The organism is Bifidobacterium catenulatum PV20-2 (genome assembly GCF_000800455.1).
In the GTDB taxonomy this organism is placed as follows: Bacteria; Actinomycetota; Actinomycetes; order Actinomycetales; family Bifidobacteriaceae; genus Bifidobacterium; species Bifidobacterium kashiwanohense_A.
Genome location: NZ_CP007456.1, coordinates 1,565,278 through 1,578,479, shown reverse-complemented (window position 1 = coordinate 1,578,479; position 13,202 = coordinate 1,565,278). Strand labels below are relative to the sequence as shown.

Sequence of the window (13,202 nt, the reverse complement as noted above, 5' to 3'; positions counted from 1 at the left end):
AACTATCATGACTGATGAGAAAACAATGACCGCCCTTCCCGGGCAGGAACGCTACGTCGCCCCGATCGAGGAGACCCCGTTGCAGAGCGTCGACAACGTCGACGACTCCGTTCCCGCCACCAGCATGTGGGCCGATGCTTGGCGCACGCTGCGCAGAAACCCGCTGTTCATTATTTCCGGGTTGTTGATCCTGTTCATCGTGTTCGTGGCGTTGTTCCCAGGCGTGTTCACCAAGCAGGATCCGAATTACTGCACGCTCGACAACTCCTTGGAGCCCGCCTCCGCGGGCCATCCGTTCGGATTCGACGTGCAGGGCTGCGACGTGTACACCCGCGTGGTCTACGGCACGCGCACCTCACTGAGCGTCGGCATCCTGTCTACGCTGTTGGTGGTGCTGGTCGGCACGCTGATCGGCGCCATCGCCGGCTTCTTCGGCGGCCGGGTGGATGCGATCCTGAGCCGCATCGTCGATATCTTCATGGCGTTACCAATGCTGCTGGGCGCGATCGTCGTTCTGCAGATGTTCCGCACCAACGATTCCATCTGGAAGGTCGTTCTGGTCCTCGCCCTGTTCGGCTGGGTCGGCACCGCGCGCATCGCGCGAGGCGCCGTGCTGGAATCGAAGAATCTGGAATTCAACACCGCGTCCACCGCGTTGGGCTCGACGCCGATGCGCAACCTGTTCCGCCACATTCTGCCGAACTCCCTCGCGCCGATCATCGTTGTGGGCACCACATCCCTCGGCTCCTACATCGTCTCGGAGGCCACGCTGAGCTTCCTCGGCATCGGTCTGCCGACTACCACCGTCAGCTGGGGCGGCGACATCTCCAGCGCGCAGTCCATTCTGCGCACCGACCCGATGGTGCTGTTCTACCCGTCCGCGGCGCTGGCGATCACCGTTCTCGCGTTCATCATGATGGGCGATGCGGTCAAGGACGCGCTCGATCCGAAGAGCCGTACAGCCTGAGAGTAAGTGAGGAATTCGATGATTGAAATGAATACCGAGAACAACCTCGAGGCCATGCAGCGCGCCCACGGGCCGCTGTTGGAGGTCAAGAACCTTCAGGTCGATTTCACCACCGATGAAGGCAAGGCCATGCACGCCGTGCGCAACTCGTCCTTCAGCGTGTATCCCGGCCAGTGGGTGGCCATTGTCGGCGAATCCGGTTCCGGCAAGTCCACCTCCGCCATGGCCGTGCTTGGCCTGCTTCCGGGAACCGGCCATGTTGTCGGCGGCTCCATCAAGCTTGATGGACAGGAGATCTCCGGCCTCAAGCAGAAGGACTTCGACAAGCTCCGTGGCAGCAAAATGGGTCTTGTCCCGCAGGATCCGATGAGCAACCTGAACCCGGTGTGGCGCATCGGCACCCAGGTTAAGGAAGCGTTGGTGGCCAACAACATGGACATCGACCACGAAAAGCGTTCCGAATTCGCCAAGGCTTTGGCCGGCGACGAAGTGGAGCTCAAGGGCAATGACGACGAGACCTTCCTCGGCTCCAAGGAACTGCCTGCTCTGACCGCCGCAGCCAAGGAAGCTCTTGTCAAGATCGGCAAGAGCGGTGACGAACTTGACAAGATCATGGCCCGGTTCGCCGAGGAATGGGTTCCGGGATCCGAAACCCGCTGGCGTGTGGCCGATGGCCTGATCAAAGCCGGTGTGAAGGACGATGACGCATGGTACATCGCCAAGAAATATGTGGTCGGCTCCACCATGGACGACCGCATCGCCGGTCTGCTGTCCGAGGCCGGCCTGCCTGACGCCGCCACCCGTGCCCGCCAGTTCCCACACGAATTCTCCGGCGGCATGCGCCAGCGCGCGTTGATCGCCATCGGTCTGGCCTGCCGTCCGGAACTGCTCATCGCCGACGAGCCGACCTCCGCGCTCGACGTGACCGTGCAGAAGAAGATCCTCGACCATCTGCACATGCTGACCGATTCCCTGGGAACCGCGGTGCTGTTCATCACCCACGATCTCGGTCTGGCTGCGGAGCGCGCCCAGCACATCGTGGTCATGTACAAGGGACAGGTCGTGGAATCCGGTCCTTCCCTGGAAGTGCTGCAGCATCCGCAGCATCCATACACCAAGCGTCTGGTCGCCGCGGCGCCGTCCTTGGCCTCTCAGCGCATCATCTCCGTCAAGGAGCATGGCGGCGATGCCACCGCGGTCATGGAACACGCGGTGAACGAGGATTCCCTGAAGAAGGGCGAAGCCATCATCACGGTGGACCACCTGACCAAGGAATTCAAGCTGCCGCGCAAGAAGGAGATGTTCAAGGCGGTCGACGATGTGAGCTTCTCCATCAAGAAGGGCACCACGCTGGCCATCGTCGGCGAATCCGGTTCCGGCAAGTCCACCGTGGCCAACATGGTGCTGAAGCTGCTCGAACCAACCGCCGGCACCGTCACCTATGACGGCAAGGACATCTCCGGCTTCAAAGGCAAAGAGCTGCTTGACTTCCGACGTCACGTGCAGCCGGTATTCCAGAACCCGTACGGATCGCTCGACCCCATGTACTCCATCTACCGGTCCATCGAGGAGCCGTTGCGCATCCACAGCATCGGAGACAAGAAGAGTCGTGCCAAGCGCGTGCGTGAACTCATCGACATGGTGGAACTGCCGGAATCGGTGATGAACCGTTACCCGAACGAGCTTTCCGGCGGCCAAAGGCAGCGCATCGCCATCGCGCGCGCCATGGCCCTCGACCCGGATGTGATCGTCTGCGACGAAGCCGTCTCCGCATTAGACGTGCTGGTGCAGGACCAGGTGCTTCGCCTGCTCAACGACCTGCAGGCGGAAAAGGGACTGAGCTACCTGTTCATCACCCATGATCTGGCGGTGGTACGCCAGATCGCCGACGAAGTCGTGGTGATGCAGCACGGTAAGCTGGTGGAACACGCCACCACCGACGAGGTCTTCGACCATCCGAAGAAGCAGTACACTCGCGATCTGCTGGACGCCATCCCGGGCGGCAAGCTGCAGCTCGGACTTGACTGATCGCGTCCGCCGTCTGGAAAACCTCCCTCCCTCTGAGGGAGGTTTTCTTGTATTCCGGCTACTCTAAGACGCTATGACGATCACAATCACGACTTCGAATGTGAATGGAATCCGCGCGGCGAAACGCAAAGGCGTCGAGCAATGGGCTGCGAAAAACACGCCGGACGTATGGTGCATGCAGGAGGTACGTGCTCCGCAAAACGAAATCGATCCCATCTTCGACGAATTCGGTTTCGAATACGCGACCGCCGGACGCGTCGATGACCAAAGCGAACTCAATCGCATGAATGAGATCTGCCGTATCAAAGGACGTGCCGGTGTCGGCCTTTTATCCGTATTGCCGGTCATCGACAAACGTTACGGACTGCCGGGACTGGACGATGACGTCGATTCCGGTCGTTGGATCGAGGCAGATATCAAAACCCCACAGGGCTACGTCATTACCGTCGTGTGCGTGTACGTGCATGCCGGCAATACCGATGATCCGGAGAAAATGAAACAGAAGTACCGTTTCCTTGACACCATGCTGGTACGTATGGGCGAGCTGCGTGACGAAGCGGCGCATGGTGGCCGACAGGCGGTGCTCTGTGGCGATTTCAATATCGCGCACACTCCGCTCGACATCAAGAATGCGAAAGCCAATGAGAAGCACGCCGGATTCCTTCCCGAGGAACGTGCCTATGTGGACAAGTGGCTGGGTGAACTGGAGTTTGTGGATGTGATGCGCTCTTTATCCGGAGACATTCAAGGGCCGTACACTTGGTGGAGCCAGCGTGGCCGCGCGTTCGACAACAACGTTGGCTGGAGGATCGACTATCAGTTCGCAACACCGGAACTGGCGGAAACGGCCTGCGGATTCGTGATCGATAAGGCTCCGACCTACGACCTGCGCTGGTCCGATCATGCGCCGCTCAGCATTATGTATGACATTTAAGCCACTTTTTACCGTGAACAGACTGGGAATTGGAATATCACACCCCGATTCCCAGCCCATATTAAGCATGGGTGCTAGGCTAGTCACGGTTGCAAACGTTATGAAATGAGGAACATCATGGGATTGTTTGGATTCGGTAAGAAGAAGCATCAGAGCAAGGAAGCTCTTGAAGCGGCCGCCGAAGAAAACGAAGAGGCTGTTGACGCAGCTGAAAATGTTGACGAAGCTCAGGAAGTCGTGGCGCTTCCGGAGCCTTCCGCTGAATACGAGGGCCGTGGTGACGAGCGTGGTCCGTGGGATGTGGAAGATGAGAACGTTCCCGACTACGACGAGTACCTCGATATGGGATCATATTATCTGCCTTTCCTGAAGGGCATTGAATTGCGAGTGAAGGCCAACCGTGCCACCCAGCAGGTTCTTGGCACCACCATCACCTACGGTTCCTCCAGTGTGGAGATTGAGGCATTCGCGGCACCGAAGACGCTCGGATTATGGGATGACGTTCGTGCCGACCTGATTGAAGCCAACAAGGACGCGAAGGAAGTCGAAGGCGTGTTCGGCACCGAACTGGCATTGCCGGTTACCGTCAAGGGTGGACGCAAGGTGCTTACTCGCATCGTAGGTGTCGACGGCCCACGTTGGATGCTGCGCGGCATCTTCTCCGGCAAGGCTGCCACCGATCCTGAGGGTGAGGAAGCAAAGGCATTGAACCAGTTCTTCGCCGATATTGTGGTGGAACGAGGCGATGATCCGTTGGCGCCGCGCGACCTTATTCCCATGCATCCGCCGGTCGCTCCGGCCGAACGCAAGGCGGCAAAGGCAGCTGCGGAAGAGGCTGAGCAGAAGACTGAGATTCCAGGCAAACCGAAGGGTCCATTCGACTCTGACCAGCAGGTTGAGGTCAAGACCACGCTGTCTCGTGGACCGATGTTCTCCGAAGTGCGCTGAGCCGCTTGAACCGATAGCTAATACATATGGCTGAAACCGAAGCGAAAAAACGAACTGGTCTTGGTGCGCTTGCCGACGCCGGTAATACTGACGATTTTTCCGTGATCGACGCCATCGGCGGTCCGAGAGGCGTTATCGAATCGATGCTGCCGGGCGTCGTGTTCGTGGTACTGTTCGTCATCACGTCCAATTTGCAACTGACCATCGGCGTGTCCGCCGCGTTGGCCGTGCTGCAGGTGATCGTGCGCCTGTGCCAACGGCAGTCCGTCATGGGAGCGGTATCAGGCTTGCTGGCAGTAGGTATCTGCCTGATTTGGGCATGGAACAGTCACGAGGCACGTAACTACTACATGTTCGGATTCCTCACCAACGCCTTTTATGTTGTTTTGCTGACGATTTCACTGCTGGCCCGAGTGCCTGGCTTAGGATTGGTCATCGAGTTCATCCGAACGTTACCGACTGAACATTTTCGTGCATGGCTTGCCGATTGGCAAGGTGACAGGGCACTCAATCGCGCCTATACCATCATCACCGCACTGTGGATCGGGGTGTTCGCGCTGCGTCTGATTGTGCAGGTGCCGCTTTATCTCGGCAATCATGTCGGCTGGCTGGGAACGGCGCGTCTGCTGATGGGCATTCCGTTCTGGGCGCTCGCGATTTGGGTCTCGTATCTGATCGTGGCGACGCCAATGCACCGACATAAGATGATGCAGGAAGTTTCTGAAGACGATGCTGAGGCAGCACAAACTACCGAAATGAGGGAAGGGCACTGATGGAATCGACCATCCGCGTTGAACGGTACGCCGACCAGGGTCGTTGCGTCGGTCATATTGACGGACGTGTTGTGTTTGTGCGATTCGCATTGCCGGGCGAACTGGTCCGTGTCGCATTGGACGAGCCGCATGATCGTGAGGATCGCTTCTGGACGGGTGAAGTGGTGGAGGTGCTCGAAGCGAGCGAAGACCGTACTGATCCAATATGGTCGTTAGCTGGCCCCCTTGCCATGGGCGGTGGTGTCGGCGGCGCTGATCTGGTGCATGTGTCGCTTGCCGGGCAACTGAAGTGGAAAGCCGCGTCGGTGGCCGAACAGATGGCAAGACTTGGCCATGTCGACGTGGAAGTGCCTATTGAGCGTATGCCGGAAGACGATGCGGAGCGAGGTCTGCATTGGCGTACTCGTATCGAGATGATTGCTGATGCTGATGGGCGTCTGTCGATGCACCGTCGAGGCACGCATGTGCGCGTTCCGATTGATACCATGCCGTTGGCCAGCCGTACGTTGCTGGAAGTGGCCGAACGTGAGCATGTGTGGGAAGGGAGCTTCGAACCGGGTTCCCAGATTCGTCTATCCGTTCCGGAACCTCGTGATAATGCGCCGATTTCAAACAATTACGCCGTGCTTGTGAACGGCGAGGTGGTTGCGGGAAGCCGTGAGCTTACGGAAAAGGTGACTGTTACCGGCCATGAATTCGAATACAACGTGGATGCAGGCGGTTTCTGGCAGATGCATAGGCATGCGCCGATCGCTTTGACCAACCATGTGATTGATTTGGTACGCGGCGAGCTTGACGGTGCCAAATCCGCATGCCTGTGGGATTTGTATTCCGGTTCGGGTCTGTTCACACTGCCGTTGGCCACGCTGATGGCAGAGCGCACTCGCATGTTGAGCGTCGAAGGCGGTAAAACCGCGGTAAGGAACGCGCAACGTAATTTGAGACGCATTCATCTGGGCAACGTCGATGCGCGTGTGGGCGATGTGGCGAAAACACTTGCCAACGTGCGCAATGATCTCGCCAAGCCAGATGTGGTGGTGCTTGATCCGCCCCGTGCCGGCGCTCGCGCGAAAGTGTGTAGGCAGATTGCCGAAGCTGAAGCGAAAAGCGCGGTCTATATCGCATGCGATCCGGCAAGCCTCGCCAGAGACACCGCCACCCTCGTGTCACTTGGCTACGAATTGGCGGATATCCGCGCGTTCGACATTTACCCTATGACCCATCATGTGGAAACTGTGGCGCTGTTCAGAAAGCACGAGCAGTGAGCATGCCGTTATTCGCACGTCGTGCGTTTTGTGGAATGACCGTGATTGCGTTGTCTTGCACGGCGCTATCTGGTTGCGTGCCGTCGAATGCCGCGGTGGGGGATACGCAATCTCCCGATACTGCGGTGGCGCACTCCATGAAGGATCGTGACAGCCTGTCCATCGCCATGATCGGATCGGATGATGTCACCGCCGATTCCATGGCAATGGATGCCATGGAATCCGGTAAACTCAAGCCGGTGTACATTACCGTCTCAGGCACTGTGGACGCGCAATCCACCGCACAGCAAGGCGTGCGTGATATGGCGCAACGAAAGGCCGACCTCATTATCATCGCAGGAATCGACGTGGACGAAGCCAATGCCGAAAACTGGAATGATGCTTTGGGAGCCGCAAGAACAGCGGGAGTTCCAGTGGCGCTTCTCAATCCTATCGCCGTGCCGAAAGACAACAAACTGTATGCGGTGACCATGACCATCAACGACCGCATGACCGACGCGACAACGCTCGACGACGCGGTCGTGGCCGTAGCCAACAACGATCCCCACGACCGTGAGATGCTGGTGACTACAATCGACCGCTGACATGAATCTGTGCTCTGTTTGCGTGAGATGGATGCCAAATCAGTGCTCGGCGAGTACCCTGAAAATTCCCTGATTTTTACCTGTGTTTCACAAGAAGTTGACCAGAAAACGGGACTGTGACGGTAGGCTGGCAATTATGAGCGAAAGTCGAACAATGCCTCCCATCGAAGAGACGGGGCTAACACAAGGCGAAGTGATTGCCCTCAGAGAAAGCGGACTGAATAACGCGGTCAAAGCATCGACCTCGCGTTCTCTTGTCGACATTGTGCGAGCCAACGTGTTCACCCTGTTCAACGGCATCATTTTCGTCGCCATGGTCATGGTGCTGATCACCGGGTCGTGGAAAGACGCGGTATTTGGTCTGATCATCATCATCAATACCGGCATCGGCATCTGTACCGAACTGAAAGCCAAACGCACGCTTGACAAACTATCGATTCTGGTGGCCTCCGATTACCTTGTGCATCGCGACGGCAAAGACGTTGAAGTACCGCACAACGATATCGTGCTCGGTGATCTCATGTGGATCCGCTCCGGCGAACAGGTACCCGCGGACGCGCAGATCGTGCACACTTGGGGACTGGAACTGGATGAATCCATGCTTACCGGCGAATCACGGACCGTACGCAAAGGCGAAGGCTGCGACATTTTCTCCGGATCCACCGCCATCTCCGGCATGGCATTAGTGAAAGTCACCGCCGTAGGAGAGCACAGTTACGCGGCCAAACTTACTGCACAGGCGAAGGTCTACAAGAAAACAGTATCCGACCTAAACAAGGGCATCAACACGATTCTGAAATTCATGACCTTCCTGGTGGTGCCCCTCTGCGTACTGCTCATCTGGTCGCAGGCACGCACTGTTGGCGGCTGGAATGTGGCCATTTCGACCGGCGAATGGCGTTCCGCGGTCATTTCCGCAGTGGCCGGTGTGGTCGGTATGATCCCTGAAGGCCTGGTGCTGCTCACCTCGCTGAATTTCGCGCTCGCAGCCATTCGTTTGGCACGTAAGAACACGCTGGTGCAGGAGCTGGAATCCGTGGAGACTCTTGCTCGTGTGGATTGCCTGAACCTTGACAAAACCGGTACTGTCACCGACGGCACCATCCGACTCGATGCCGTGGAATTGCTGGATATTCGAAGCTCCTGCATTATGTGCGGCAACGTGAATGAGCATGACGTCAGACAGGCTCTATTCGACCTATCGAACGAAGGACAGCCCAACGGTACAGGGCAAGCGATTCTGTCTAGACTACGGGAACAGGGATTTGCGGACGGCACTGTCGAGGCACGAGTACCGTTCTCGTCGGCTCGCAAGTGGAGTTCGATCTATGACGGCAATGCTGTATGGACGATGGGTGCGCCGGAAGTCATTCTTTCCCAAATCAACGGCGACCATGCCGACATACTCAAGCAAGTCAATGATCTCGCCAACGACGGTAACCGTGTGCTGCTGGTCGCGCGAATCGACGGTGCAGCGCCCGACGATTACGAAACCGATCCAAAACTCAATCCGGCATCGTGCCCTGTCGCATTGGTGTGCTGTTCCGAGCATATTCGCGCCGACGCCGAAGAAACGCTTGCATGGTTCCGTGAGCAAGGCGTGCGTTGCCGCATCATCTCCGGCGACAATCCTGTAACCGTCGGCGCGATTGCAAGAAAAGTGCATCTGACCGGCGAACATGAACCACGATTCATGGACGCGCGCGAGCTGCCCGCCGACATTACGGAACTGGCACAAGTACTGGAAAACGTGGATGTGCTTGGGCGTGTGCTGCCCGATCAGAAAAAGGCGATCGTGGAGGCATTACATGCGGGTGAGCATGTGGTGGCGATGACCGGCGACGGCGTGAACGACGCGCTCGCCATCAAAGAGGCAGATCTGGGTATTGCGATGGGCAATGCTGCGCCCGCCACCAAGGCCGTGGCGCAGGTGGTGCTTGTCGATTCGAAATTCTCACATCTGCCCGATGTGGTGGCGCGGGGGCGTCAGGTCATGGCCAATATGGAACGTGTGGCAAGCCTATTCCTTGTGAAAACCGTGTATTCCGCACTGATTTCGTTGGGCGTGGTGTTGACGCAGATACCATTTCCGTATCTGCCTCGCCACATCACATATGTGGGAGGATTGACGATCGGCATGCCGGCATTCATTCTTGCGTTGGCTCCGAATACGCGTCGTTATATTCCAGGATTCCTGAAACGTGTGCTGCATTTTGCTGTGCCCTGCGGTGTGGCGGTCGGATTGTCGATTTTGTCCACGTCGTGGCTGCTGCCGATATTCATGAAGTGGAATGTGCAGGATTCGGGTGCGCAGTTGGCGATGCTGCGTGGCATCAACGCGATTATTCTGCTCATGATGGGAGTGTTCGTGCTTGCGCGGGTGGCAAAGCCGTTGCATTCGTGGCGTGGCATATTGGTATTGGCCTTTGCCGCAATTGGATTCGGGGGCATGCTCGTAAAACCGGTGGCGAATTTCTTCGCGCTGGTGGTGCCGACCGGGCAGATGCTGGCTGCGACGACGGTGGCAATGGTGCTTTCGGCGCTCGTGTTCTTGGTGTGTTTGCGTTTGGTGCCGAAAATTCTGAGCATTGTCCCATACTTTAAGAAGACACGCCAGAGCTGAATTAACTTGGCTGTATCGTAGGCAACGAATAATCAGCTGTGTTATACAGCCAAGAAGCTCGGAGGTAGCATGTCTGTGCGCGACGACCAGCTCGACACCTTGAAGGTGGACGGCAAGGATTATGAATATTACCGCATCGCAGATCTGCCGGGCATCGATCATCTGCCGTATTCGTTGAAGGTTCTCGTCGAGAACCTGGTACGTAACATCGATGGCGCCAACATTACGGATGATCATGTCAAGGCACTGTTGGATTGGGATCCGGCTGCACAGCCGAGCCATGAGATCCAGTTCACCCCGTCCCGTGTGGTCATGCAGGATTTCACCGGCGTGCCCTGCATTGTGGATCTTGCCACCATGCGTGATGCGGTCAAGGATCTTGGGGGAGACCCGGAGGCCATCAACCCGCAGGTGCAGTCCGACATGGTCATCGACCATTCTGTGCAGATCGACAAGTATGGCATCGCCGACGCGGTCGAACAAAACATGGACATCGAATACCAGCGCAACGGCGAACGGTACCAGTTCCTGCGTTGGGGTCAGCAGGCATTCAGGAACTTCCGCGTGGTACCGCCGGGAACGGGCATCATCCACCAGGTCAATATCGAATATCTCGCCAAGGTCATCATGACCAAGGTCGAAGAAAACGGTGGCAAGACTCTTGCCTATCTTGATTCCTGCGTGGGCACTGACTCGCACACCACCACCGTCAATGGCTTGGGCGTGCTCGGTTGGGGCGTTGGCGGCATTGAAGCCGAAGCGGCCATGCTTGGACAGCCGATCTCCATGCTGGTGCCGCGTGTTGTCGGTTTCAAGCTTACCGGTTCCATTCCTGAAGGCGTCACCGCCACCGACGTGGTGCTGACCATCACCGATATGCTTCGCCAGCATGGTGTAGTCGGCAAATTCGTGGAATTCTACGGTGATGGCATCGCCTCGGTGCCGCTGGCTAACCGCGCCACCATCGGCAACATGGGTCCGGAATTCGGCTCCACCTGCGGCATTTTCCCAATCGACGGCGTCACTCTCGACTATCTGCGCTTGACCGGCCGTTCCGAAGAACAGATCGCATTGGTCGAAGCGTATGCCAAGGCAAACAAGCTGTGGGGCGACACCACCGATCCAAACTACGTCGAACCGCAGTATTCCGAATACCTGGAACTCGACCTCGGTACTGTCGTGCCGTCGATCGCAGGCCCGAAACGCCCGCAGGATCGCATCAAACTGTCTGAATCCAAAGCGAAATTCGCCGAAACATTGCCCGCGTACGAAACGGATAAGACCGTGCAGGAGCCGGTTGCCGTTTCCACCGACTTCCGTGGTGAATTCGACATCACCAACGGTGATGTGGCAATCGCATCCATCACCTCGTGCACGAACACATCCAATCCGTCCGTGATGATCGCAGCCGGTTTGATTGCACGCAACGCGCATGCCAAGGGTTTGAAGCCCAAGCCGTGGGTCAAGACCTCGCTCGCACCGGGCTCCCAGGTTGTGGCCGACTATCTTAAGGCGGCTGGCTTGCAAGACGATCTCGACGCGCTCGGCTACCAGCTGGTCGGTTTCGGCTGCGCCACCTGCATCGGCAACTCCGGCCCCCTGCTGCCGGAAATCTCCGAAGCCATCAACGCCAACGATCTGACCGTCACCTCAGTGCTGTCGGGCAACCGCAACTTCGAAGGCCGCATCAGCCCGGACGTCAAGATGAACTACCTGGCATCCCCTCCGCTCGTCATCGCCTACGCGCTTGCCGGCACCATGGATTTCGATTTTGAAACCCAGCCGCTCGGTACCGATGCGGACGGCAACGACGTGTATCTGAAGGACATCTGGCCCACCAATGTCGAAGTCGCCGCCGTGGTGGATGGTACCGTCAGCCGTGAGATGTTCCTGAAGGATTACGCTTCCGTATTCGAAGGCGACCGCCGTTGGAAAGGACTTGACGTTCCCGAAGGCGAACTGTTCGCATGGAATGAGGATTCCACCTACGTGCGTAAGCAGACGTTCTTCGACGGCATGAAGGCCACACCGGATCCCGTCGAAGACATTCATGGCGCCCGCGTGCTCGCACTGCTCGGTGATTCCGTGACCACCGACCATATTTCTCCGGCCGGCGCGTTCAAGGCATCCAGTCCTGCTGGCAAGTACCTGACCGACCGTGGCGTTGAACCGAAGAACTTCAACTCCTATGGTTCCCGTCGAGGCAATCATGAAGTCATGGTACGTGGCACGTTCGGCAATATCCGACTGCGCAACCAGTTGCTCGCGTCCGTGGGAGAAGAGGTCACTCCGGGCGGTTTCACCTACGATTTCCTCGATCAGAAGCCGACCACCATTTTTGAGGCGTCCCGAGACTACATCGAACACGATGTGCCTCTGGTGGTACTCGCCGGTAAGGAATATGGCACCGGCTCCTCACGTGATTGGGCCGCCAAGGGAACTGTCATGCTGGGCGTCAAAGCCGTTATCACCGAAAGCTTCGAACGTATCCACCGTTCGAACCTGATTGGCATGGGCGTGCTGCCGTTGCAGTTCCCCGCAGGCGAATCCTATGAGAGCCTCGGCCTCGACGGTACTGAAACATACGATATTGCCGGCGTTGAAGAATTCAACAATGGCATTATTCCGAAGACGGTGCATGTCACTGCCACCCACGAAGACGGTTCCACAACCGAATTCGACGCGGTCGTGCGCATCGACACCCCAGGCGAGGCCGACTACTACCGCAACGGAGGCATCCTCCAGTATGTGCTGCGTAATCTCATGAAATAAATAATCACATGATTGAGATCAGCAAATAACAAAGCCCGTGTCACACTGTGCAATGCAGTATGACACGGGCTTTGTTGATTTCATGCGCTGATACGGCAGCTCAACTAGCTGCGGCAATCTGCAGTATGTGGAACCGCGTTTACTGGATCGAACCCTTCCAAGCGCGATACGATATTCTACGGCCTTGCCTTCTCGATATTCGCGGTTGGCGTCGGTGATTTCACGGATCACATGATCATGCGGTCAGCCACTGTCGGCACTATGGCATTGAAGGATGGACATCGTTGGTCGTGCTCAAATAGGCCGTT

General features: G+C 57.4%; 9 protein-coding genes. All 9 read left to right on the top strand.

Annotated features, from left to right (window positions below; genetic code table 11):
* The first annotated feature begins 7 nt into the window (after positions 1-7).
* The 9 genes from AH68_RS06960 to acnA all read left to right on the top strand — a co-directional run bounded on the left by AH68_RS06960 (position 8) and on the right by acnA (position 12,894).
* On the top strand, positions 8-967 hold the full coding sequence (locus AH68_RS06960) for an ABC transporter permease (RefSeq protein ID WP_039198866.1): 960 nt from the start codon (positions 8-10) through the stop codon (positions 965-967).
* Positions 968-985: 18 nt separating this feature from the next.
* Positions 986-2,995, top strand: coding sequence for a dipeptide ABC transporter ATP-binding protein (locus AH68_RS06955; protein WP_039198864.1), 2,010 nt, complete (start codon positions 986-988; stop codon positions 2,993-2,995).
* A 73-nt stretch (positions 2,996-3,068) separates the two neighbouring features.
* Positions 3,069-3,929 (top strand): exodeoxyribonuclease III, encoded by an 861-nt coding sequence (locus AH68_RS06950; protein WP_039198862.1) that lies wholly within the window; start codon positions 3,069-3,071, stop codon positions 3,927-3,929.
* A 117-nt stretch (positions 3,930-4,046) separates the two neighbouring features.
* Positions 4,047-4,877, top strand: coding sequence for a DUF3710 domain-containing protein (locus tag AH68_RS06945; protein ID WP_039198860.1), 831 nt, complete (start codon positions 4,047-4,049; stop codon positions 4,875-4,877).
* 26 nt (positions 4,878-4,903) lie between these two features.
* Complete coding sequence (locus tag AH68_RS06940) at positions 4,904-5,650, top strand: DUF3159 domain-containing protein (RefSeq protein WP_039198858.1); 747 nt, start codon at positions 4,904-4,906, stop codon at positions 5,648-5,650.
* On the top strand, positions 5,650-6,915 hold the full coding sequence (locus tag AH68_RS06935; protein WP_039198855.1) for a class I SAM-dependent RNA methyltransferase: 1,266 nt from the start codon (positions 5,650-5,652) through the stop codon (positions 6,913-6,915). Before AH68_RS06940 ends, AH68_RS06935 begins: the two co-directional genes overlap by 1 nt.
* A gap of 2 nt (positions 6,916-6,917) precedes the next feature.
* Positions 6,918-7,499, top strand: a complete 582-nt coding sequence (locus AH68_RS06930; RefSeq protein ID WP_039198853.1) for a type 1 periplasmic-binding domain-containing protein — start codon at positions 6,918-6,920, stop codon at positions 7,497-7,499.
* 136 nt (positions 7,500-7,635) lie between these two features.
* Positions 7,636-10,122 (top strand): HAD-IC family P-type ATPase, encoded by a 2,487-nt coding sequence (locus AH68_RS06925; RefSeq protein WP_039198851.1) that lies wholly within the window; start codon positions 7,636-7,638, stop codon positions 10,120-10,122.
* Between the two features lie 69 nt (positions 10,123-10,191).
* On the top strand, positions 10,192-12,894 hold the full coding sequence (acnA, locus tag AH68_RS06920) for an aconitate hydratase AcnA (protein WP_039198848.1): 2,703 nt from the start codon (positions 10,192-10,194) through the stop codon (positions 12,892-12,894).
* Positions 12,895-13,202 lie beyond the last annotated feature (308 nt).